Origin of the sequence: Paenibacillus sonchi, assembly GCF_016772475.1 — a bacterium.
Taxonomy (GTDB): domain Bacteria; phylum Bacillota; class Bacilli; order Paenibacillales; family Paenibacillaceae; genus Paenibacillus_AQ; species Paenibacillus_AQ sonchi.
Window position 1 is genome coordinate 2,884,073 of the sequence record NZ_CP068595.1, and the last position, 24,152, is coordinate 2,908,224.

9 protein-coding genes, 6 tRNA genes, 3 rRNA genes and 1 pseudogene are annotated in these 24,152 nt (G+C 54.6%); 17 read left to right on the plus strand and 2 right to left on the minus strand.

Annotation, left to right across the window (positions count from 1 at the left end):
• The first annotated feature begins 171 nt into the window (after window positions 1-171).
• The 5 genes and pseudogenes from JI735_RS13160 to JI735_RS13180 all read left to right on the plus strand — a co-directional run bounded on the left by JI735_RS13160 (window position 172) and on the right by JI735_RS13180 (window position 9,256).
• Window positions 172-1,667 (plus strand): annotated as a pseudogene (locus JI735_RS13160) (ABC transporter substrate-binding protein).
• 85 nt (window positions 1,668-1,752) lie between these two features.
• Window positions 1,753-2,685: an ABC transporter permease gene (locus tag JI735_RS13165; RefSeq protein ID WP_039838294.1), complete on the plus strand. Its 933-nt coding sequence runs from the start codon at window positions 1,753-1,755 to the stop codon at window positions 2,683-2,685.
• 23 nt (window positions 2,686-2,708) lie between these two features.
• Window positions 2,709-3,626 carry a carbohydrate ABC transporter permease gene (locus tag JI735_RS13170; protein WP_039838289.1) on the plus strand — a complete coding sequence of 306 codons (918 nt, stop codon included), beginning with the start codon at window positions 2,709-2,711 and terminating at the stop codon, window positions 3,624-3,626.
• 31 nt (window positions 3,627-3,657) lie between these two features.
• A complete protein-coding gene (locus JI735_RS13175) occupies window positions 3,658-6,051 on the plus strand; it encodes a glycoside hydrolase family 3 N-terminal domain-containing protein (RefSeq protein WP_202677456.1) in 2,394 nt (797 codons plus the stop codon).
• The gene (locus JI735_RS13180; RefSeq protein WP_202677457.1) at window positions 6,038-9,256 is read left to right on the plus strand and encodes an alpha-mannosidase; all 3,219 of its coding nucleotides are present in this window, start codon (window positions 6,038-6,040) and stop codon (window positions 9,254-9,256) included. The genes JI735_RS13175 and JI735_RS13180 overlap by 14 nt, the downstream gene beginning before the upstream one ends.
• Before the next feature lie 383 nt (window positions 9,257-9,639).
• On the opposite strand, the gene JI735_RS13185 is transcribed toward JI735_RS13180, so the two are convergent.
• Window positions 9,640-9,891: a hypothetical protein gene (locus JI735_RS13185; protein ID WP_202677458.1), complete on the minus strand. Its 252-nt coding sequence runs from the start codon at window positions 9,889-9,891 to the stop codon at window positions 9,640-9,642.
• Between the two features lie 208 nt (window positions 9,892-10,099).
• Here JI735_RS13185 and JI735_RS13190 point away from each other — a divergent pair, with 208 nt between their 5' ends.
• The 3 genes from JI735_RS13190 to JI735_RS13200 are packed head-to-tail and all read left to right on the plus strand — an operon-like array spanning window position 10,100 to window position 17,371.
• Complete coding sequence (locus JI735_RS13190) at window positions 10,100-11,419, plus strand: glycoside hydrolase family 125 protein (protein WP_039838299.1); 1,320 nt, start codon at window positions 10,100-10,102, stop codon at window positions 11,417-11,419.
• Window positions 11,416-14,589, plus strand: a complete 3,174-nt coding sequence (locus JI735_RS13195; protein ID WP_233476380.1) for an alpha-amylase family protein — start codon at window positions 11,416-11,418, stop codon at window positions 14,587-14,589. The genes JI735_RS13190 and JI735_RS13195 overlap by 4 nt, the downstream gene beginning before the upstream one ends.
• A gap of 28 nt (window positions 14,590-14,617) precedes the next feature.
• Window positions 14,618-17,371: an alpha-mannosidase gene (locus JI735_RS13200; RefSeq protein WP_202677459.1), complete on the plus strand. Its 2,754-nt coding sequence runs from the start codon at window positions 14,618-14,620 to the stop codon at window positions 17,369-17,371.
• A 119-nt stretch (window positions 17,372-17,490) separates the two neighbouring features.
• Here JI735_RS13200 and JI735_RS13205 read toward each other — a convergent pair whose 3' ends face one another.
• The gene (locus JI735_RS13205) at window positions 17,491-17,769 is read right to left on the minus strand and encodes a hypothetical protein (RefSeq protein WP_039838305.1); all 279 of its coding nucleotides are present in this window, start codon (window positions 17,767-17,769) and stop codon (window positions 17,491-17,493) included.
• A gap of 570 nt (window positions 17,770-18,339) precedes the next feature.
• Between JI735_RS13205 and JI735_RS13210 the strand changes: the two genes are divergently transcribed.
• From JI735_RS13210 to JI735_RS13250, 9 genes are all read left to right on the plus strand, one after another.
• Window positions 18,340-19,890, plus strand: a 16S ribosomal RNA gene (locus JI735_RS13210).
• Window positions 19,891-20,261: 371 nt separating this feature from the next.
• A 23S ribosomal RNA gene (locus JI735_RS13215) occupies window positions 20,262-23,189 on the plus strand.
• A gap of 79 nt (window positions 23,190-23,268) precedes the next feature.
• Window positions 23,269-23,385 (plus strand): 5S ribosomal RNA (gene rrf, locus JI735_RS13220).
• The 16S, 23S and 5S rRNA genes sit together here with 6 tRNA genes alongside, the layout of an rRNA operon.
• Before the next feature lie 55 nt (window positions 23,386-23,440).
• Window positions 23,441-23,517, plus strand: a tRNA-Ile gene (locus JI735_RS13225).
• A 3-nt stretch (window positions 23,518-23,520) separates the two neighbouring features.
• A tRNA-Asn gene (locus JI735_RS13230) sits at window positions 23,521-23,596 on the plus strand.
• 3 nt (window positions 23,597-23,599) lie between these two features.
• Window positions 23,600-23,689, plus strand: a tRNA-Ser gene (locus JI735_RS13235).
• Window positions 23,690-23,750: 61 nt separating this feature from the next.
• Window positions 23,751-23,825 (plus strand) — tRNA-Glu (locus tag JI735_RS13240).
• Window positions 23,826-23,943: 118 nt separating this feature from the next.
• Window positions 23,944-24,019: transfer RNA gene (locus JI735_RS13245), tRNA-Val, on the plus strand.
• A 35-nt stretch (window positions 24,020-24,054) separates the two neighbouring features.
• Window positions 24,055-24,128: transfer RNA gene (locus tag JI735_RS13250), tRNA-Met, on the plus strand.
• Window positions 24,129-24,152 lie beyond the last annotated feature (24 nt).

Below are 24,152 nucleotides of genomic sequence, written 5' to 3' on the forward strand. Positions count from 1 at the left end.
CTGCCGGGCAAGTTCTTTTCTTTATTTTCTACATGATTTTATTTAGTTTAGCTTCTGTCTGAAAATGCTTACATCAACTAAAGTTAAGATAATCCTTGAAAGGACAGAGGCCGGCAAGGGCTTCGGAGATTCCTGCAGTTTCGAGGTGAACAAAAGGGGAGGTTATAAAGAATGAGCAAGAAAAGCAAACGGTTGTCTCTGTTAGTAACATCCATGATGGCATTCTCGGTGCTGCTCAGTGCATGCGGCGGCTCGAACAACAATGCCGGGACCAATGAATCTGCTTCGGGCTCGGGGAGAAATCGGAGAAACCGGTAGAGCTGATTTGGTACACCATCGGTGCGCCGCAGAAGGACCTGGATACGGTCGTGGCCGAAATCAACAAATATACCAAAGAGAAAATCAATGCAACCCTGAAAATCAACATGATCGACTTCGGCGATTACTCGCAAAAAATGCAGGTCAAGGTAGCCTCCGGCGAGCCTATGGATATTATGTTTACAAGCTCCTGGGCCCTGGATTATGTGCAAAATGCCCGCAAAGGCGCCTTTCTGGAAATTGACAGCCTGATCGACCAGTACGGTAAAGGCATCAAGGATGCCATCGACCCTGCCTTCCTGGAAGGCTCCAAGGTAGACGGCCACAATTACGCCATCCCTGCCAACAAAGAGCTTCCGGCACAGGAAGTATGGCGCTTCAACAAAGAGCTTGTGGACAAGTACAAGCTTGACATCAGCAGCGCAACCACAATGGAAAGCATTGAGCCTATGCTCAAAACCATCAAGGAAAACGAACCGGGCATCACGCCATATGCGATGGTGAAGGATTTTATGCCGGTGATGCCGTTTGACTATATTATTGAAAAAATGCCGATGGCCGTCTATCTGGACACCAAGGACTATAAAATCGTCAATATTCTGGAAACTCCAGAGCTGAAAGCGAATCTTGAAACCGTACACAAATATTACAAGGCAGGTTACCTGTCATCAGAAGTAGCGACGACTACCTCCGTGGATGACCTTTACAAATCGGGCAAATGGTTCATGGACCGTGCCTCTACACAGCCAATGGCTGACAATCTCTGGTCAGCCAGCTACGGCTACCCTGTAGTCTCCTCGCCGGCAGGCAAATCCTATATTTACAACTGGTCCGTTATGGGATCGATGCAGGCCATTTCCGCCAACTCCGAGCATCCGGAGAAAGCCATGGAATTCCTGAACCTGCTGAACACTGATCCGGTCCTGCGCAACATGGTCGATTCCGGTATTGAAGGTGTGCACTATGAAAAAGTCAACGACAACACCGTGAAGTTCCTGCCGGAAGCCAAAAATTATGACATGCCGACCTTCTCCCTGGGCAATGTCATGATCACTTACTTAAACGAAGGCGACCCTGCGGACAAATGGGAGCAGTTCAAGAAATTCAACGAAGCGGGCATCAATGCTCCGCTGCTCGGCTTCAACTTTGATACCTCCAAGGTAACGAGTGAAATTGCCGCTGTGCAGAACGTGAAGGAAGAATTCTGGGCACCGCTTATGACGGGAACCGTAGATCCTAACGAATACCTGCCAAAAGCGATTGAGAAATTCAAAGCTGCCGGACTCGATAAAATCATCGCAGAAGCACAAACTCAAATCGATGCCTGGAAAGCTGCAAACAACAAATAATTCATTCCTTTAAGGAAGATCGGGCGGGTGCCAAGCCCTCTGCCCGGTCTTTTCTTTTACAGTTTAGGAGGGCTCACCCGTGAAAATGATTGGCGGATTTATCCGAAATATCATCAATAACAAAGTTATGCTGCTCATGGTTCTGCCGGGCGCGCTGTGGTTCCTCTTTTTTTCCTATCTGCCGATGGTGGGGACGGTTATCGCTTTTAAAGAATACCGCTACAGCCGGGACGGCTTCTGGGCCAGTATTATCAACAGCAAGTGGGTAGGCTGGGACAACTTCAAGTTCCTGTTCACCACGAATGACGCGTATGTCATCACCCGCAACACGCTTTTATACAATGCAGTCTTTATATTGTTAGGGTTGGTTTTGTCGGTGGCGATGGCGATTGTGCTCGCAGAGATTGCCAACAAGAAGCTGGCGAAGGTCTATCAGACCGGCATGTTCCTGCCGTATTTTCTGTCCTGGGTTGTGGTCGGCTACTTTGCCTTCAGCTTTCTCAGCTCCGAGAGCGGTGTGCTGAACCAGATCCTGAGCTATTTTGGGGCAGAGCCGATTAATTGGTACTCCGAGAAAAAATACTGGCCGGTGATCCTCGTCCTGGTATATCTGTGGAAGGCGCTGGGCTATAACAGCGTGGTTTATCTGGCGGCTATTATGGGGATCGATAAATCGCTGTATGAAGCGGCGATGATTGACGGTGCAGGCAAATTCCAGCAGATCAAGAATATCACGCTGCCGCTGCTCAGCCCGATTATTACGATTATGACCCTGCTGGCTATCGGGAAAATCTTTTATGCCGACTTCGGCTTGTTCTATCAGGTGCCCCGCAACTCCGGGACGCTCTACAGTGTTACGAACGTTATCGATACCTATGTCTACCAAGGCCTCAAATCTACAGGCGAGATTGGCATGAGTACTGCGGCGGGCCTGTATCAATCCGTGGTCGGCTTCGTGCTTGTCATTACCTCGAACTATATCGTGCGCAAATTCAATAAGGACAGCGCCTTATTCTAGTCGGGGCGAAAGGAGTGAACCAGATGTCCATATTAGTCAAAAAAGAACGCGATTTCCATAAGCTCTCCAAAACCTGGAACGTGCTGTTTAATCTGTTTGCCGGTATTTTTGCTTTCCTGTGCGTATTTCCTTTTATCTTTGTCGTGATCATTTCCTTCACGGATGAAGGGGTGCTGGCGAGAGACGGGTACAGTCTGTTTCCGGCCAAATGGAGTCTGGCAGCGTACCGGTATGTATTCGAGTCCGGGGATATGCTGCTGCGTTCCTACGGGGTGACCATCCTTGTGACCTTGCTCGGCACCTTGATCAGCCTGCTGTTTATTTCTTTTTATGCCTATGCCATTTCGCGTAAAAGCTTCAGATACCGCAATTTTTTTGCGTTTTTTGCTTTTTTCACCATGCTGTTCAATGGCGGGCTCGTTCCGACCTATATCATTGTCACCCAGTTTCTAGGCCTGAAGGATACGATCTGGGCGCTCGTGATGCCGCTGGCGGTCAACGCATTTTACATTATGATCCTGCGGACCTTCTACAGCACCAGCGTTCCGGATGCCCTTATTGAATCCGGTAAAATCGACGGCGCGGGTGAATTCCGCATTTTCCTGACACTGGTGCTGCCGCTCTCCTTGCCGGGTCTCGCCACGATTGCCCTGTTCAGTACGCTGGGCTACTGGAATGACTGGTTCAACGCGCTGCTCTACATCGATGATCCGAATCTGGTGCCGCTGCAGTCCATGCTGATGCGGATTGAGACCAGCATGCAGTTTATTATGCAGAACTCCACCAACAGCTCACTCAGCCTGGAAGCGCTCCGCTCCATGCCGCAGGATACCTCGCGGATGGCGATGGTGGTGCTGGCGACCGGACCGATTATTTTTGCCTATCCATTCTTCCAGCGTTATTTCATCCAGGGTCTTACGGTAGGAGCCGTGAAGGAATAATACGTTAGCAGAGAGAGAGGGAGTGCAGAGAATGACCTATAAAGATCCAAGCAGACCGTCCGCAGAACGGGCAGAGCATCTGCTGGGACTGATGACCTTGGAAGAAAAGGCCGCACAGCTGGTTCAGCCTTTCGGCTGGCAGGCCTATGAACATACAGATGGAGAAATTACACTGACGGAAGATTTCAAACGCCAGGTGGCGGAGACGGGCATCGGCTCGCTATATGGCATGCTTCGCGCCGATCCGTGGACCGGAGTGACGCTGGCCAGCGGGTTGTCCCCGCGCCAGGGGGCGGAGGCAGTGAACGCCCTTCAGCGTTATGCCATCGAGAATTCCCGGCTGGGGATTCCGATCCTGATCGGAGAAGAATGCTCGCACGGCCATATGGCGATTGGAGCTACCGTGTTCCCGGTTCCGCTGTCGCTCGGAAGCGCATGGAATGTGGACCTGTACCGGGAAATGTGCCGGGCGGTGGCCCTGGAGACGCGGAGCCAGGGCGGGACAGTGACCTATTCGCCTGTGCTTGATGTCGTGCGCGATCCCCGTTGGGGCCGCACGGAGGAGTGCTTTGGCGAGGATGCCTATCTGATCAGCGAGCTGGCTGTCGCCTCCGTCGAGGGGCTGCAGGGTGAATCACTGAGCAGTCAGGAGAGTGTAGGCGCAACACTGAAGCATTTCGTCGGCTACGGCAGCTCCGAGGGCGGCCGCAATGCCGGGCCGGTGCATATGGGCTGGCGTGAGCTGCTTGAAGTCGATCTGCTGCCGTTCAAGAAGGCGGTTGAAGCGGGCGCAGTTTCCATTATGCCGGCCTACAATGAAATCGACGGCGTGCCCTGCACGACGAATACTGCACTCATGGAAGATATTCTCCGTGGAGCCTGGGGCTTCAATGGCCTGGTGATTACCGACTGCGGCGCGATTGAGATGTTGGCCGCAGGCCATGATGTAGCCGAGGATGGACTGGATGCGTCGGTGCAGGCCATTTCTTCAGGCATTGATATGGAGATGTCCGGCGCGATGTTCGGCAAGCATCTGGTGAATGCCGTCCGCACCGGCAAGCTCGCGGAGGGGATATTGGACCGCGCCGTGCAGCGGGTGCTGGAGCTGAAGTTCAAGCTTGGCCTGTTCGAGCAGCCGTACGCCGATCCGGATGCGGCCGAGAAGTTCATCGGCAGCGTAAAGCACCGGGAGCTTGCCCGCAGGCTGGCTGCTGAGAGCATCATTCTGCTGAAGAATGAGGGCGGCACGCTGCCGCTATCCGGCGGCTCTGGCGGCAACGGCAATGGCGACAGCGCCAGCAGCTCCAGCGGCACAGACAGCGCAGGAGGCATAGGTAACAGCGGGATCGGCGGCTCCGGCAAGGTTGCCGTGATCGGGCCGAACGCCGATTCGCCTTATAATCAGCTGGGCGACTATACCTCGCCGCAGCAGCGCTCCAGCATCGTAACCGTGCTGGACGGTGTGCGCAGCAAGCTGGGGGCGGAGCGGGTGCTGTACGCCCCGGGCTGCCGGATCAAAGGCGACTCCAGAGAAGGCTTCGAAGCAGCACTCGCCTGTGCAGAGCAGGCCGATACCGTGGTGATGGTGCTTGGCGGATCAAGCGCCCGGGATTTCGGCGAAGGCACGATTGATCTGAAGACCGGCGCCTCGAAGGTGACGGAGCATTCCTGGAGCGATATGGACTGCGGGGAAGGCATTGACCGGATCTCGCTGGCTCTTTCAGGGGTGCAGCTGGAGCTGGCGCAGGAAATTCATAAGCTGGGCAAGCCGGTGATCGTGGTCTATATCAACGGCCGTCCCGTCAGCGAGCCATGGATTGAAGAACATGCCCACGCGATTCTGGAAGCCTGGTACCCTGGTCAGGAGGGCGGCCATGCGGTGGCGGATATTCTGTTCGGGGACGTGAATCCTTCCGGCCGGCTGACGGTTTCCTGGCCAAAGGATGCAGGCCAGCTTCCGGTGTACTACAACGGCAAGCGTTCGCGCGGCAAAAGATATCTTGAAGCGGATTCGCAGCCGCGTTACCCGTTCGGGTTCGGACTGAGCTATACAAGCTTCAGCTACTCTGATCTCAAGGTAGAGCCGCAGGCAATCACTGCGGATGAAACCGCAACGGTAACCGTGCGGGTGAAGAATACAGGTGAACTTACCGGAGCTGAAGTAGTTCAGCTGTATATCTCAGATGTTGCCAGCAAGGTTACAAGGCCCGCCAAGGAATTGAAGGGCTTCCGCAAAATCACGCTGTCTCCGGGCGAAGCGCAAATTGTGGAATTCGAAATCGGCGCGGAGCAGCTGCAGTATATCGGCCCGGACTATCAGCCTGTTGTAGAACCGGGAGCCTTTAAGATACTGGTGGGCAGCCATGTTAACGATGTGCTGGAACAAGACTTGAATGTCATGGAGGGTACACATGGAACGGATTAGAAGATTTATCCGTGAGCTGTCCGAGCGGCAATGGCTGGAACAGCATACGCTTGAGGGTTGGGATATTCAGGCTGGGGTGTATACCGTGCCGGGGCAATATGACGGAATGCGGCCGTATACCGAGGGCGGGGATTTCACCCTGTTTCCAAGCGTTCAAGGAACCACTTATTTTTTTCGGCGTACACTTGCGGTACCTGCGGAATGGGCCGGTCAGCGGGCGGGCCTGATTTTTGAGTCGGGAGGCGAGGGGCTGCTGCGGGTGAACGGAGAGTCACGCCAGGGACTGGACCGGAACCACACCTTTGCGACCCTTGAACCATCCCCGGACGGAAGACCGCTGGAGCTGGAGATCGAATTGTTCGATCCGATCCCGGAGCCGGTGGATCCGCTGAACCAGCAGGCGGTGATCCAGCCGCCGGTCCGGGCGATCCGTACAATGCTTGTACTGGTGAATGAAGCGGTACAGAGCTTGATGTACAGCGCTGTAATCGTCCGCGATGCGGCCGTTCTGCTGCCGGAAGCGGATATGCGCCGGACCCGGATGCTTGAAGCCTTGTACCGTGTAATCGATGGATTTTTGAATGTGGATGAGACTGCCGTCCGTGAAGGGAGTGCCGTCACCGCCCTTGAAAAGAAGCTGCGCACAGACATTGCAGGCATTGGCGGAAACGCGGAAGGCACCATTCATATGGTCGGCCAGTCGCATATCGACATTGCCTGGCTGTGGCCTGCACGGGAGACTGTGCGGAAGACCAGCCGCACCTTCTCAACCGTGAACGCCCTAATGGAGGAATACCCGGAATATCAATTTGCCCAGAGCCAGCCGCAGCTGTTCCAATATCTCAAGGACAACGATCCGGTTCTGTACGCCAAGGTCAAAGAGAGAATCCGCGAAGGCCGCTGGGAGCTGGTCGGCGGCATGTGGGTGGAGCCGGATCTGAACATTCCGAGCGGTGAGTCGCTGATGCGCCAGATGCTCTACGGCCAGCGTTTCTACCTGGAGGAATTCGGCAAAACCTCAGACATTGAATGGCTGCCGGATACCTTCGGCTACTGCGCATCGCTTCCGCAGATCTTGCGGCATGGCGGCGTGCGGTATTTCATGACCACGAAGCTCGGCTGGAACGACACCAATGTGTTCCCTTACGATCTGTTCCATTGGGTCGGCATTGACGGTACCTCGATGCTGTCCTATCTCAACCATGGGGTGAACGAGAATACCCTGCCGAAGGATGTCCACGATCATTGGCAATCCTTCCGTGAAAAGAATATCCACAACGAGCAGATGCTGCTCTACGGCCATGGCGACGGCGGCGGAGGGGTGACCCGCGAGATGCTGGAATACATCCGCCGTGCGGAGCTGATGGTCGGCCAGCCCGCCAGTACGTTCAGCAATGCTGCCGGGTTCTTCTCCGGCATCGGGGAGCGGCAGCCGCAGCTGCCGGAATGGCGCGGTGATTTGTACCTGGAGCTGCACCGGGGCACCTATACCACACACGGGCGCAACAAACGGAATAACCGCAAGGCGGAGATTCTGTACCGTGAGGCGGAGCTGTGGCAGACGCTGGCAGCTTCGTCCATGGCGCCGGAGCTGCAGCGCAGCATTGCCGGACAGCTGCATAAGGGCTGGAAGCTGGTGCTGCTCAACCAGTTCCACGACATTATTCCCGGCTCGGCCATCACCGAAGCCTATGAAACCTCAGAGAAGGAATACCGCGAGGTCTTCGCCCTTGGGGAATCGTCGCTCCAGCCGGGGCTGGAAGCCTTGGCAGCCCAAGTGGCAGCAGCAGGCGAAGGTATACCTTACGTGCTGTTCAACAGCCTTAGCTGGGAACGGGATGCCGTAGTCCCGATTCACTTGCCGGGAGGCCGGACTTGGGCGGCTTATGACGAGGCTGGGAGCCCGCTGCATCTGGATCTTGCTGCCGGTCTGTCCGCTGCGGATGAAGCGGCAGAGCAAGGTGAAGAACAAGCAACAGAACAATTTATAGAACAATCTACAGAACGAGCTACAGAACAAGGTGCAGAACAAGCCACAGAACGAGCTACAGGCCAAATCACTGCTTACATTCATGTCCCGTCCATTCCGGGTTTTGGTTATAAGACGGTATGGCTTAGACAAGTCGATGTGGCTGTGACGGGCAGCATGCCGGAAAGAATGAAGCTGAACGACAGCTGGGAAACGCCGCACTACCGTCTTGCCTTCAATGAACGGGGCGAAATTACCAGCCTGTTCGACAAATCGGCAGGCCGTGAATTCGTGCAGCCGGGCGGTCGCGCCAACCGGTTCCACTTCTTCCATGACCGTCCGACGCTCTGGGATGCCTGGGACATTGACAGCCGTTATGAAGCCCAGCCCGCCGGTGAGGCAGAACTGGTGGAGAAATACGTGCTTCACTCCGGCAAAGTCCGGGATGTGCTGAGATTCCGCTGGAAGCTGGGCCAATCTGAAATCACACAGGATTTGATCCTGTATGCCCATGACCGGCGGATCGATTTTAAAACACATGTGGACTGGAACGAAGCCCACAAGCTGCTGAAGGTCGGATTTCCGGTCGATGTGGTTGCAGACAAAGCGACCTACGAGATTCCTTTTGGGGCGCTGGAGCGTCCGACGCACCGCAATACCAGCTGGGAGCAGGCGCAATATGAGGTCTGCGGGCACCGTTTTGCCGATGTATCCGAACATGGCTACGGCGTCAGCCTGCTGAATGACTGCAAATACGGCTACGATATTCAAGGCAGCACCATCCGCCTGTCTCTGCTGCGTGCGCCGAAATGGCCGGATAAGGTTGCGGACCAGGGTACCCATGACTTCACGTATGCACTCTATCCTCACACCGGGGATTGGCGCAGTGCGCATACGCTGCGCAAGGCCGCAGAGCTGAATCATGAGGTTCCGGCCATTGCCGCTGATGGGAAGACGACTGGACAGCTGCCGTCCACGGGAGCTTTTATCGGCTTTGGCGGGCAGCATGTTGTGCTGGATACAGTGAAGCCTTCTGAGGATGGCCGCGGCACTGTTCTGCGGCTCTATGAATCCTCCGGCGGGCGCGAAACCGTGAAGCTGGCCTGGAATCAGCCTTTTAGCGAAATTTATATATCGAATGCTCTGGAAGCGGAACTGGAGCCTGTATTGCACCACGAAGGGGAGTTTGCGCTTCACTTCGCTCCTTTTGAGATCAAGACTATTTACATTCGGTAAACTCATACATTGCCTTGCCCATAAGGTGCCCAAGTGTGGCTATAAGTGTGGCTATAAGTGTGCCCATAAGGTGCCCAAGTGTGCCCATAAGGTGCCCAAGTGTGCCCATAAGTGGCTAAGAGTGCCTAAGTGTGGCTAAGTGTGCCTATAGGTGTGCCCATAAGGTGCTCAAGTGTGCCTACAAGTGTGCCCGTAAGTAGCTAAGTGGAATTTCTCCATCTATTTTGCCCGAAAACCGCTGCCCACTAGCAATTAGTGGGAATTACTCCACCTAATTCGGTGAAATTGATTGTTAATTAGCCTGGGAGGGCGGATTAAGTTTACTTTTCCCACTATTCATTTATAGGGGGGCCAATGGTAATAAATAGTGGGAGTTTTTCCACTTAGCATAGCGGATTAACGACAGTCGCAGTCACAACCGCAACCGCAACCGTAGCTGTAGCCGCAGCCGCAGCCGTACGGGTAGCTGAACCGCAACCGCATTCGTAGCTGCCACCGCAACCGTAACCGTAGCTGAACCACAACGCATTCGTAGCTGCCACCGCAACCGTAACCGTAGCTGAACCGCAACCGCATTGTAGCTGCCACCGCAGCCGTAACGGTAGCTGAACCGCAACCGCATTTGTAGCTGCCACCGCAACTGTAACTGTAACTCCAGCTGTACCTGCACCTGAAACGTAGCTGCCACCGCAACTGTAACTGTAACTCCAGCTGCACCTGCACCTGCAAACAAACTTTAAGCCGGGGTCCATAGAACGTGTCAGTTGATCTGTCTTGGCTCCCCGGTTTGTAAAGTTTACACATGACTATTCTACCTACATGAACATAAGGAGTGTACCTTCCTTGGAACAATTCAGACTACCGAAAATCCCAATGCCGGAGCTTACGCTGCCGCAAGCCGTACAGGAGGTGCTGGCTGAAGCTGAAGAGAAGCTGGCCCACCGTCCGAAGCTGCTGCAGCTGTTCAAAAACTGTTTTCCCAATACTCTGGAGACGACCACCAAGCTGCTTGATGACGGTACGACCTTTATCATTACCGGAGATATCCCGGCTTCCTGGCTGCGCGACTCTGTGGAGCAGGTCATTCATTATGTTCCCTTGGCCAAAAATGACCCGGACCTCCAGCGCATCATCGGCGGTCTGATCAAACGTCATATCCAGTACATCCACATTGACCCTTACGCCAATGCTTTTAATGAGTCGGCCAATGACTGGCACTGGAACACCACCGATGTCACGGAGATGTCCCCGTGGGTCTGGGAGCGGAAATTCGAAATTGACTCGCTTTGCTTCGTAGTGCGGCTGGCCTATACCTACTGGAAGGAAACCGGTGTTACCGATTTCTTCAATGCGGAGTTCAAGTCTGCTCTGCGTACGATTATTGATTTGTTCCGCAGAGAGCAGCGCCACTTCGAGCAGTCGCCTTACCGCTTTACCCGCAACAACGGCATTCCTGAAGACTCGCTGCGCAATAGCGGACTCGGCATGCCGGTGAACTATACAGGAATGATCTGGTCCGGCTTCCGCTCCAGCGATGATGCCTGCGATTTCCACTACAACATCCCCGGCAATATGTTTGCTGTTGTAGCCCTGCGCCAGATGCAGGAGTTCGCCGAGTGGGTGTTCCGGGACATGGATCTGCTGGCGGAACTGAAAGAGCTGGAATTCGAGGTCGACTACGGGATCAAGCTGTACGGAATTTACCGCCACCCTGAGTTTGGGCCGATTTATGCCTATGAGACAGACGGCTTCGGCAACTACTGCCTGATGGATGATGCCGGAACCCCCGGGCTGATCTCCATTCCGTATCTGGGCTATACCACGGCCGATGATCCGATTTATCAGAACACCAGACGGTTTGCGCTCAGTAAAGAAAATCCTTTCTATTATGAAGGAACAGCAGCCAAAGGCATTGGCAGCCCGCATACACCGAAGGATTATATCTGGCATATGGCCCTGTCCATGCAGGGAATTACCGCGCAATCTGTAGAGGAAAAGCTGGAGCTGGTCGCCCTGCTGGAAAACACAGACGCGGATACCGGCTTCATGCACGAAGGCTTCCATGCCGATGACCCGTCCGTGTTCACCCGCAGCTGGTTCGCCTGGTCAAACAGCCTGTTCTCCCAGCTGGTGTACCGGATGATGAAGGATGGCCAGCTGTGAGTGCGGGCAATGTGATTCTGTTCAGCGACCGGTTGTTCCCCGGCTATTGTGCAGCAGCCGGACAGATTCAGGAACAGGCTCAGCGCCTTGGCGGATTACAGCATGCCGCCGTCAACGCCCCAGGTGCCCGTTCTGTGCGTATTGCCGATGCGGAGCAGCTGGCAGCGGCATTGGATGCCGCCGGGCCTGGCGCATGTTTCATCAACCTGCACGCTCCCTATTTCCCGAAGGAGGCCTGGAGCTCCATCCTGGCCTACCTTCAGCGCGGCGGCGGGCTGCTGAGCATCGGCGGCGCACCGTTCAAGGTTCCGGTGCGTCTGCGTAATGGCGTCTGGCAGGCGGAAGCCGAGCAGACCGCCTACCACCGGCAGCTTCATATTCATGAAGCGCTGCGGGTGGACGGCGGGCGTGTCCAGTCTCACGCCGCCCTTGCGGACATTCCTCTGTTCGCAGGCCGCGAGGGGCTGCTCGCACCCGCGGACACCTGGAATCTGGTGCCGCACGTGACCAAGAGCAGCGATCTGCCGGAGCAAATGGGCGCAAGCGGCCCCATGGATACCCGGATCTATCCGCTGCTGAAGGGCATCTCGGCGGATGGCCGTGAGGTATCTGCTCCCGCTGTGCTGTGGGAGCATGTCGGCGGCCCCTTCGCCGGAGCGCGCTGGATCTTCATCGGCCAGAAGCTTACGGCTGAACACTGCGGGGACGAAGGCCTGAAGCTGCTCGCGGCCTGCGCGGCCTTTGCCGCCAAAGGCGTCACCGAGCTGTGGCTGAAGCCCAACTACGCCTCCTATGAGCAGGGCGAGCGGCCAATTGTCACCCTGCAAAGCCAGCAGTTGAGCCGCACCGGTGCGGGACAGGAAAGCTGGCAGCTTCAGTTTACCTTGCAGAAGGACGGAGCGGCGTCCCCTTGCTTCCGGCACAGCTGCGCGATCATGGCCGGCACGGAAATGAACTTTTTCCGTCTGCCAATCCCCGTAGAGCTTGAACCGGGCCTGTATGATCTGGTCTGCCATGCCGAGGCGGAGGACGGCGAGCAGCGCGTGCTGCGCCAGGGCTTCTGGGGTTATGATGCCGCACTGCTTGCGCAAGGCGAGCCTATCACAGCCGGGAGGGACTACTTCCAGAAAAATGGGCGTCCGCTGCCAGTCGTAGGCATGACTTATATGACTTCGGATGTGGCCCGGAAGTTTCTTTTCCTGCCGAACGCAGCCGTATGGAACCGCGATATGGCCCAGATGAAGAAGGCCGGGATCAACTGGATCCGCACCGGCATCTGGACCGCTTACCGCAATATCATGCAGGTTGACGGCCATGCCTCCGAAGAGGTGATGCGGGCCATTGATGCTTTTCTGCAGACAGCCAAAAAACACGGCCTCCAGGTGACCTTTACCTTCTTCTCCTTCACACCGGAAACCTGGGAGGGGCGCAATCCTTATCTTGACCCGCGCAGTGTAGAGGCCCAAAAACGGTTTATCCGCTCCATTGTTGCCCGGCATGTTCACACTACCCATGTGGATTGGGACCTAATTAATGAGCCGTCCATGTTCGATCCGCCGCGCATCTTCTCGGACGGACCGAGCACTGCGGGTGACAGCTATGAACAGCAGGCCTTTTCCGCCTGGCTGGAGCAGCGTCATGGCAGCATCGCCGTTCTTCAGGAGCGCTGGAACATGACACCGCTGGAGCTGCCCGATTTTGCATCGGCACGCCCCCCGGAACAAGCAGAAATCAACTTCAGCATCCAGGATATTCATTCCGGCAAACGCGGAACCCGCTGGCTCGATTACTGCCTGTTTTCCATGGACATGCATAACGTTTGGGCCAAGGAGTTATATGGAGCAATCAAAGAGCTCAACCCCGCGCAGCTGGTGACCGTAGGCCAGGACGAAGCGCTGGGCGCGCAAAGACCATCGCCGTTCTTTTACGAAGAGGCCGTAGATTACACAACTGTCCATAGCTGGTGGCTGAACGACAATCTGCTGTGGAGCGGAATCTTTGCCAAAACAGAGAACAAACCGAACCTGGTGCAGGAAACCGGAATTATGTATGTCGAAACCCCCGACGGACGCGCCAAAAGAACCGAGGAAGAGCTGCGCTCCATCCTGGAACGCAAATATGCCTATGCCTTTGCTGCAGGTGGAGCGGGAGCGGTTCAGTGGATCTGGAACACCAACTTTTATATGGATAATGCCAATGAATCGCAGATTGGCGCACTGCGCGCGGATGGCACCGAGAAGCCGGAGGCGGATGTCTCGTATGATTTCGGACGTTTCATAGCGGAAGCCGGGGATTTGTTTGCGGGGCGGAAGCTTGAGGATATCGCCGTTATTTTCCCGTATTCCAACGATTTCTCCAACCGTAAGCTCGCCTATGACGCCACCACCCGGCTGACACGCATTCTGTCCTACCAGCTGCGCCTGCCGTTCCGTGGAGTTTCGGAATATGGCCTGGAAGCGCTGGAAGCCCAGCCGCCCAAGCTGATTTTGCTGCCGAGTGCACATAATCTGGATGACGGCGCGATGGACAAACTGATTGCATTTGTGGAACGCACTGGTGCAGTGCTTTTGGTGACGGGGACGCTGGGCCTCGACGCTTACTGGCAGCCGTCCGAACGTCTTGTGGAGCTTCTTGGCGCGCGTGAACTGAGCAATGTGCGGCGCGAGGAACGTATGAAGCTTGGCGGCAGAACCTTTGCCGTTTCCTACGGGCAGCGCCGGATTGCTGAGCTGGTAAAAGAAGTACAAGTGCGGGATACCGCCGCCGCCCATCCGGCAGAGCCCGGAGACACCGTAATGGACCTCCCTCTGGGGAAGGGACGCCTTATCTGGTGCCCGCTTCCGCTGGAACTGAATGAACGCAACGAACCCATCGCCGAGCTTTACCGCTATGCGGCGGAACGCTCAGCCGTTTCTGCCGGACTGGAATGGATCAGCGGGGGCGATTTGCCGGGCGTCTACGGGCGCAAGCTGGATTTTGCCGGAGGAGCGCTTTACATTTTTGTATCGGAATACGCTTGGGACGCGGACATTGAAGTCAAAGACCGACAGACTGGGGTAAGCTACAGCTTCCGGCTTGAGAAAGAACGTTCCGTACTGTTTGCGGCAGATAAGCAAGGGCAGCTGACTTCTGTGTACAGGGCGGAAGAAACTGCGGTTACAACATATTGAGCAAGATTTAAGGGGAGAGATGGGACTCATGACGAAGAAAAAAACCGCACATATCGTTTCCCACACCCACTGGGACCGGGAATGGTATCTGCCTTACGAGAAGCATCATGTCCGTCTGGTCCAGCTGGTGGATGCGTTACTCGATAAATTAGACAGCAGTACAGCCTTCCGCAGCTTTTATCTGGATGGCCAGACGATTATTCTGGAGGATTACCTCCAGGTCCGCCCCGAGAACAAAGAACGTCTGGAGCAGCACATCCGGGCCGGACGGATTCTGATTGGCCCTTGGTACATTCTGCAGGATGCTTTTCTTACGAGCGGTGAGGCTAATGTGCGCAATATGCAGATCGGCCATCAGGATGCTCTGAAATACGGCGAGCCGTCCAAAATCGGCTACTTCCCCGATACCTTCGGCCTCGTCGGCCAGACGCCGCAGCTCATGCTCCAATCCGGCATCCGCAATGCCTTCTTCGGCAGAGGCGTGAAGCCTACCGGCTTTAATAATACCGTATCGGACGGCGGCTACGAGTCTTCGTTCTCCGAGCTGATCTGGGAAGGGCCGGACGGCTCCCGTATTCTTGGTATCCTCTTCGCCAACTGGTATTCCAACGGCAATGAAGTACCGGTGGACGAAGCTGCTGCGCGGGAGTTTTGGGACCGGAAGCTGGCAGATGCCGAGAAATATGCTTCCACAGGCGAGCTGCTGTTCATGAATGGCTGTGACCATCAGCCGCTTCAGCTCGATTTGCCGGAGGCGATTGCCACCGCACAGGCGCTCTATCCGGGAGTGGAGTTCGTTCATTCGAACTTCCCGGATTACCTGGACGCGCTGAATGCTGAACTGGAAAAGGGAGGGGAATCCGGCACACTGGAGCTGTCCTCCGTTACAGGCGAGCTGCGGAGCCAGCGGACCGACGGCTGGGGGACGCTTGTCAATACGGCTTCGGCCCGTGTGTATTTGAAACAGATGAACCAGAAGGGCCAGGCCCTGCTTGAAAAAGTAGCCGAGCCGCTGGCGTCCATCGCGGGGCTTGCCGGCAAAGAATACCCGCATCATCTGTTTACCTACGCCTGGAAGACGCTGATGCAGAACCATCCGCATGACAGCATCTGCGGCTGCAGTGTGGACGAGGTGCACCGCGAGATGGTGACCCGTTTTGATAAAAGCCGCCACGTAGCAGAAAGCATCATTGAAGACAGCGCCAGATTTATCGCCGGGGCTGTAGATACCTCTGTTTTTGCGGGCGCTGCGGAAGCTGTTCCTTTTGTGGTGATGAACACTACAGGCTGGAGCCGCACGGGCACTGTCAGCATTGAACTCGATGCCGCCCGCTTGTACCTGCGTGAAGGCTACGGCCTGGAAGAGACCTCCCGCAGAATGCAGGAATTCGATCTCTCCGGCCGGGTATTGCTGGATGACAGCGGTAAGGCATTGGCCTGCACCGTGGAGGATCTGGGTCTTGAATTCGGCTATGATCTGCCGGACGACAAGTTCCGCCAGCCTTTCATGTGCCGCAGAGTCAAGCTTACCTTTGAGGCGGCTGAAGTTCCGGCGCTTGGACTTCGCGCCTATGCCTGGACCACACAGCAAGCGGCAGCAGCTCCGGCTGAGCCTTCGCTTTTGAGCGGCGGGCATGTGCTGGAAAATGCAGCAGTCCGTGTTGAAGTCGCCGCAGACGGCTCCTTCAGCCTGCATCACAAGCAAAGCGGAGCGGTATACCGTGATCTTGGCATCTATGAGAATACCGGAGACATCGGCAACGAATATATGTATAGACAGCCGGATGGCGAGCTTCCTTTGACAACCAAAGGCCTGGATGCAGCGGTTGCTGTTCTGGAAGATACCCCTTTTCGTGCGGCTATTGAGATTACACATGCCTGGGAGATTCCCGCTTCAGCAGACGCCGGATTGAACGAAGAACAGCGGGCGCTGGTCTATTATCCGGAGCGCAAGGCACAGCGCAGCACCGGGACGGTGATTTTGCAGCTTCGTACGGTGATTTCGCTGGAACGTGAAGGCAAAGGGCTGCATATTGAATCCACCATCAACAATACCGCGAAGGATCACCGTGTGCGTATGCTGTTCCCTACGGATTTGCAGACTGCGGTGCATCACGCCGACTCCATGTTCGAAATTGCCACACGGGACAACGAGCCAGCGGCAGAATGGCAGAATCCGAGCAATACCCAGCATCAGCAGTCTTTTGTGGATGTGAGCACTGCTGAGGCTGGCATGACTGTAGCCAATCTCGGCCTGAACGAATATGAAGTGCTGCGTGACGGACGTAATACAATTGCCGTTACCCTGCTTCGCAGCGTAGGCGAACTGGGCGACTGGGGCTGGTTCCCGACACCGGAGGCACAATGCCTCGGTGAGCATACCGTACAGCTAATGCTGATTCCGCATACTGGAGACGGTATTGCTTCAGGTGCATATGCTCAGGCGTACCAGTTTCAGGCTCCGTGGACTATTTTCCAGACGGATATCCACTCCGGCACCATTGCTTCGGGTTATTCACCACTGAGCTGGAAAGGCGCAGAAGCCGCATTTTCTTCTATGAAAATGAATGCGACCACCGGAGACCTCCTGCTGCGCTGGTATAACATGAGCGGCTCACAGGCACAGCTGGATGTACAACTGGGGCTGCCTCATGAACATCTGTACCGCACAGGCATTCTGGAAGAAAGTACGGCTCCATTGCCGGATTCCGGTGATGCCCGGCATCTGCTGGAGCTTGGACCTTGCGAGATTGCCACGTTCGGGATTCATTTAGGAGCTTAACCTTATATGTCAAAAGATCCCCCGGCGCTTCCCTGCCGGGGGATCTTTAGTAACCATTCTACTCATCTACTTCGGATTCTCCCGCAAACCGGTGAATTGAATCCCCACTACTACTTTCTTTAGTACATTTTATACCAGTCCATAACAGCCTTAGTGAGCGTGGGATTTCTATGTCGATCCCAGTCAGACGTTTCCCAATCGCGAATCGCCTGCTGCTTCGTTTTGTAGAAACTGTAATCGCGGATATTCCAAGGGCAGTAGACTTTTCTGTACCATTTGCCATTAGAGGTTTCGCATGTGTAGCGGCGGACTGCTTTGCTCGCCTGTCTTTTAGCCCAGACCGAACCGGGGGAGCATTGATCATTCCATACCGGATGTTTCTTTACACTTCGGCTCATTGTGACTCTAACCTCCTTATTAAGAAGGGAAGCTAGAGGTCGTGAAGGGTCTTCATAAGCGGGCACCTCTTTCGGAAGCAGACATAAATAATCGGAGCTTGGACATCCTACAGTCTAGACGCTGGTGATTAGGATAAGTTTTATAGCAGAACAAAAATAGCGAACCTGCCGGGGAATAGAGTGAATTGAAAAATAATGCTTGCAATGAATCTCTGTACATGGTATATTCTTATTCCGGCCATGAAAGTTAAATGCCGAGCTCGAAAAGAAATTAAAAAAAGAGCTTGCATTAATCGGCCGAACGTGATATATTATAAGAGTTGCTGGTGACGAGATAATCATCACCGACAACGAGTTTGATCTTTGAAAACTGAACAACGAGTGAGTGGGATTTCACACAAGTGAGATCCAAAACAGATGAGTTTCACAGCGTGTTTCACGCTTTAGAAATTTCATCGAGAGAATGCAAATTCTCGTCAGATGTTTCAAAATGAGCTATCGCTCTTTTAATAACATTTCGGATGGTTATTTTCTTGAAGCAATTCAGGGAAGTAGCCGCTCGAAAAAACCTTATTGGAGAGTTTGATCCTGGCTCAGGACGAACGCTGGCGGCGTGCCTAATACATGCAAGTCGAGCGGAGTTTATCCTTCGGGGTAAACTTAGCGGCGGACGGGTGAGTAACACGTAGGCAACCTACCCTCTAGACTGGGATAACTACCGGAAACGGTAGCTAATACCGGATAATTCCTTGACCCTCCTGGGTTTGGGATGAAAGGCGGAGCAATCTGCTGCTAGAGGATGGGCCTGCGGCGCATTAGCTAGTTGGTGGGGTAACGGCCCACCAAGGCGACGATGCGTAGCCGACCTGAGAGGGTGAACGGCCACACTGGGACTGAGACACGGCCCAGACTCCTACGGGAGGCAGCAGTAGGGAATCTTCCGCAATGGGCGAAAGCCTGACGGAGCAACGCCGCGTGAGTGATGAAGGTTTTCGGATCGTAAAGCTCTGTTGCCAGGGAAGAACGTCCGGTAGAGTAACTGCTGCCGGAGTGACGGTACCTGAGAAGAAAGCCCCGGCTAACTACGTGCCAGCAGCCGCGGTAATACGTAGGGGGCAAGCGTTGTCCGGAATTATTGGGCGTAAAGCGCGCGCAGGCGGCTGCTTAAGTCTGGTGTTTAAACCTTGGGCTCAACCTGGGGTCGCACTGGAAACTGGGCAGCTTGAGTACAGAAGAGGAAAGTGGAATTCCACGTGTAGCGGTGAAATGCGTAGAGATGTGGAGGAACACCAGTGGCGAAGGCGACTTTCTGGGCTGTAACTGACGCTGAGGCGCGAAAGCGTGGGGAGCAAACAGGATTAGATACCCTGGTAGTCCACGCCGTAAACGATGAGTGCTAGGTGTTAGGGGTTTCGATACCCTTGGTGCCGAAGTTAACACAGTAAGCACTCCGCCTGGGGAGTACGGTCGCAAGACTGAAACTCAAAGGAATTGACGGGGACCCGCACAAGCAGTGGAGTATGTGGTTTAATTCGAAGCAACGCGAAGAACCTTACCAGGTCTTGACATCCAACTAACGAAGCAGAGATGCATCAGGTGCCCTTCGGGGAAAGTTGAGACAGGTGGTGCATGGTTGTCGTCAGCTCGTGTCGTGAGATGTTGGGTTAAGTCCCGCAACGAGCGCAACCCTTGACTTTAGTTGCCAGCAGGTAAGGCTGGGCACTCTAGAGTGACTGCCGGTGACAAACCGGAGGAAGGTGGGGATGACGTCAAATCATCATGCCCCTTATGACCTGGGCTACACACGTACTACAATGGCCGGTACAACGGGAAGCGAAGCCGCGAGGTGGAGCCAATCCCAGCAAAGCCGGTCTCAGTTCGGATTGCAGGCTGCAACTCGCCTGCATGAAGTCGGAATTGCTAGTAATCGCGGATCAGCATGCCGCGGTGAATACGTTCCCGGGTCTTGTACACACCGCCCGTCACACCACGAGAGTTTACAACACCCGAAGTCGGTGGGGTAACCCGCAAGGGGGCCAGCCGCCGAAGGTGGGGTAGATGATTGGGGTGAAGTCGTAACAAGGTAGCCGTATCGGAAGGTGCGGCTGGATCACCTCCTTTCTATGGAGAATCGTTCTCTGCAATGAGAACATTCAAATCGGAAGCTTTGCTTCCAAAACTCAGGTTTAGGCCTGTTGCTCACTCGTTGCTCAGTTTTGAGAGTTTAAGCTCTCAAAGGGCATATTGGTTTCCAGAACTTGCTTGTAGCCAAGCCGCTCGGAAACATGATATGATCTTCTTCCGGAGTTCAATCCGGAATCACTTGATCCTTGAAAACTGGATACCGAAACGAAAATGCGTTTTAGAACATCTTTTAGCTGAAACTTGTGTGAACAAGTTGAAATAGTTATTAGTGACCGATATTTTCCTGACGGAAGTAAAGAGCTTTGAATTCATTCAATGTTCGATATTTCTCCTACGGAGAAAATCGTGGTTAAGCTAATAAGAGCACACGGAGGATGCCTAGGCGCCAGGAGCCGACGAAGGACGTGGCGAACAACGAAACTGCCTCGGGGAGCTGTAAGCAAGCTTTGATCCGGGGGTGTCCGAATGGGGAAACCCGGCTGTGGTAATTCGCAGTCACTCACATCTGAATACATAGGGTGTGAAGAGGCAGACCAGGGGAACTGAAACATCTAAGTACCCTGAGGAAGAGAAAACAATAGTGATTCCGTCAGTAGCGGCGAGCGAACGCGGAACAGCCTAAACCAAGGAGCTTGCTCCTTGGGGTTGTGGGACGTCTCACATGGAGTTACAAAGGAACCGGGTAGGCGAAGAGGTCTGGAAAGGCCCGCGATAGAGGTAAAAGCCCTGTACCCTAAACCCTGTTCCCTCCGAGACGGATCCCGAGTAGTGCGGGGCACGTGAAACCCCGTATGAATCCGGCAGGACCATCTGCTAAGGCTAAATACTACCTGGCGACCGATAGTGAAACAGTACCGTGAGGGAAAGGTGAAAAGCACCCCGGAAGGGGAGTGAAATAGAACCTGAAACCGTGTGCTTACAAAAAGTCAGAGTCCTCTATATGGATGATGGCGTGCCTTTTGTAGAATGAACCGGCGAGTTACGTTTAACATGCAAGGTTAAGGTGAGAAGCCGGAGCCGCAGCGAAAGCGAGTCTGAATAGGGCGATTAAGTATGTGGACGTAGACCCGAAACCGTGTGATCTACCCCTGTCCAGGGTGAAGGTGCGGTAACACGCACTGGAGGCCCGAACCCACGTACGTTGAAAAGTGCGGGGATGAGGTGGGGGTAGCGGAGAAATTCCAATCGAACTCGGAGATAGCTGGTTCTCCCCGAAATAGCTTTAGGGCTAGCCTCGGTGAATGGAGTCGTGGAGGTAGAGCACTGATTGGGTGCGGGGCCCGCAAGGGTTACCAAGCTCAGTCAAACTCCGAATGCCATGGACTTCTTGCCGGGAGTCAGACAGTGAGTGCTAAGATCCATTGTCAAAAGGGAAACAGCCCAGACCATCAGCTAAGGTCCCCAAGTGTGTGTTAAGTGGGAAAGGATGTGGAGTTGCACAGACAACCAGGATGTTGGCTTAGAAGCAGCCACCATTGAAAGAGTGCGTAATAGCTCACTGGTCGAGTGACTCTGCGCCGAAAATGTAACGGGGCTAAACACACCACCGAAGCTATGGCTTGATGCTTTGCATCAGGGGTAGGGGAGCGTTGTATGTGGATTGAAGGTGTACCGGAAGGAGCGCTGGACTGCATACAAGTGAGAATGCCGGTATGAGTAACGAAAAGATCAGTGAGAATCTGATCCGCCGAAAGCCCAAGGTTTCCTGAGGAAGGCTCGTCCGCTCAGGGTAAGTCGGGACCTAAGGCGAGGCCGACAGGCGTAGTCGAAGGACAACAGTTTGAAATTACTGTACCACCGTAATCCGCTATGAGCGATGGGGTGACGCAGGAGGGTAGTGACGCGGACTGATGGATGTCCGTCCAAGCAGTGAGGCTGGTGTGTAGGCAAATCCGCACACCATAAGGCTGGGCTGTGATGGGGAGCGAAAATTACAGTAGCGAAGGTCATGATCTCACACTGCCAAGAAAAGCCTCTAGCCAGGAGAAGGTGCCCGTACCGCAAACCGACACAGGTAGGCGAGAAGAGAATTCTAAGGCGCGCGGAAGAACTCTCGTTAAGGAACTCGGCAAAATGACCCCGTAACTTCGGGAGAAGGGGTGCCTCGGTAGGGTGAATAGCCCGAGGGGGCCGCAGTGAAAAGGCCCAAGCGACTGTTTAGCAAAAACACAGGTCTGTGCGAAGCCGCAAGGCGAAGTATACGGGCTGACGCCTGCCCGGTGCTGGAAGGTTAAGGGGAGCGGTTAGGAGGCAACTCCGAAGCTGTGAACCGAAGCCCCAGTAAACGGCGGCCGTAACTATAACGGTCCTAAGGTAGCGAAATTCCTTGTCAGGTAAATTCTGACCCGCACGAATGGCGTAACGACTTGGGCGCTGTCTCAACGAGAGATCCGGTGAAATTTTAATACCTGTGAAGATGCAGGTTACCCGCGACAAGACGGAAAGACCCCATGGAGCTTTACTGCAGCTTGATATTGAATTTGGGTACGATCTGTACAGGATAGGTGGGAGCCGTAGAAGCCGGAGCGCAAGCTTCGGTGGAGGCGCCGTTGGGATACCACCCTGATCGTATCTAGGTTCTAACCTGGTACCCTGAGCGGGTACGGGGACCGTGTCAGGCGGGCAGTTTGACTGGGGCGGTCGCCTCCTAAAGAGTAACGGAGGCGTTCAAAGGTTCCCTCAGAATGGTTGGAAATCATTCGAAGAGTGCAAAGGCAGAAGGGAGCTTGACTGCGAGACCTACAAGTCGAGCAGGGACGAAAGTCGGACTTAGTGATCCGGTGGTACCGCATGGAAGGGCCATCGCTCAACGGATAAAAGCTACCCTGGGGATAACAGGCTTATCTCCCCCAAGAGTCCACATCGACGGGGAGGTTTGGCACCTCGATGTCGGCTCATCGCATCCTGGGGCTGAAGTAGGTCCCAAGGGTTGGGCTGTTCGCCCATTAAAGCGGTACGCGAGCTGGGTTCAGAACGTCGTGAGACAGTTCGGTCCCTATCTGTCGTGGGCGTAGGAAATTTGAGAGGAGCTGTCCTTAGTACGAGAGGACCGGGATGGACGTACCGCTGGTGCACCAGTTGTTCCGCCAGGAGCATGGCTGGGTAGCTACGTACGGACGGGATAAGCGCTGAAAGCATCTAAGCGTGAAGCCCCCCTCAAGATGAGATTTCCCAGTATGTAAGACCCCTTGAAGACGACGAGGTAGATAGGTTGGAGGTGGAAGCACGGCAACGTGTGGAGCTGACCAATACTAATCGGTCGAGGGCTTATCCAAAAAAACTAAAATGCAGTTTTCGTTTCGGATTCAGTTTTCAGGAATCAAATTCCTGAAGCATTTGCACCGCAAGTGCCCGTTTGGTGGCGATAGCGGAGGGGTTCCACGCGTACCCATCCCGAACACGACCGTTAAGCCCTCCAGCGCCGATGGTACTTGGACCGAAGGGTCCTGGGAGAGTAGGACGCCGCCAAGCGGACAACCACACTCTGTGGTATTTTTTTTGCCCATAATATCTATACAAGGTAGGAGGGCCTTTAGCTCAGCTGGTTAGAGCGCACCCCTGATAAGGGTGAGGTCGGTGGTTCGAGTCCACTAAGGCCCACCATTTTCCCTGATAGCTCAGTTGGTAGAGCACTCGACTGTTAATCGAGTTGTCACAGGTTCGAGTCCTGTTCGGGGAGCCATATGGAGAGGTGTCCGAGTTTGGCCGAAGGAGCACGATTGGAAATCGTGTAGGCGCCACAAGCGTCTCGAGGGTTCGAATCCCTCTCTCTCCGTAGCAATACTTCCCTGAAAAGGGATGAGAACCCTCAATGGTTCGTTGAAACATGAAGATATGGCCCGTTGGTCAAGGGGTTAAGACACCTCCCTTTCACGGAGGTAACATGGGTTCGAATCCCATACGGGTCACCAATTACATCTTCGAATTCTGGGATGAGAAACCTTAGGGTTCGTTGAAGCTCAGGCTTCGTAGGGAATACTTTGCAATCTTGTAGCGGAGTGGAAAGTAACCAAATACGGGTCATATTATGGAGGCTTAGCTCAGCTGGGAGAGCATCTGCCTTACAAGCAGAGGGTCGGGGGTTCGAACCCCTCAGCCTCCACCATAGTATCCTTTTCAAAAGAATACGCTTTATACTGACGCGGGGTGGAGCAGCCCGGTAGCTCGTCGGGCTCATAACCCGAAGGCCGCAGGTTCAAATCCTGCCCCCGCAACTTAACCCCAAAAAGTGAAGATAT

What these genes read in the sequence shown, in the direction of transcription:
- JI735_RS13175 (WP_202677456.1), top strand. Translation starts at nt 3,658, where the DNA reads ATGACCTATAAAGATCCAAGCAGACCGTCCGCAGAACGGGCAGAGCAT.
- JI735_RS13165 (WP_039838294.1), top strand. Translation starts at nt 1,753, where the DNA reads ATGATTGGCGGATTTATCCGAAATATCATCAATAACAAAGTTATGCTG.
- JI735_RS13170 (WP_039838289.1), top strand. Translation starts at nt 2,709, where the DNA reads ATGTCCATATTAGTCAAAAAAGAACGCGATTTCCATAAGCTCTCCAAA.
- JI735_RS13200 (WP_202677459.1), top strand. Translation starts at nt 14,618, where the DNA reads ATGACGAAGAAAAAAACCGCACATATCGTTTCCCACACCCACTGGGAC.
- JI735_RS13180 (WP_202677457.1), top strand. Translation starts at nt 6,038, where the DNA reads ATGGAACGGATTAGAAGATTTATCCGTGAGCTGTCCGAGCGGCAATGG.
- JI735_RS13205 (WP_039838305.1), bottom strand. Translation starts at nt 17,769, where the DNA reads ATGAGCCGAAGTGTAAAGAAACATCCGGTATGGAATGATCAATGCTCC.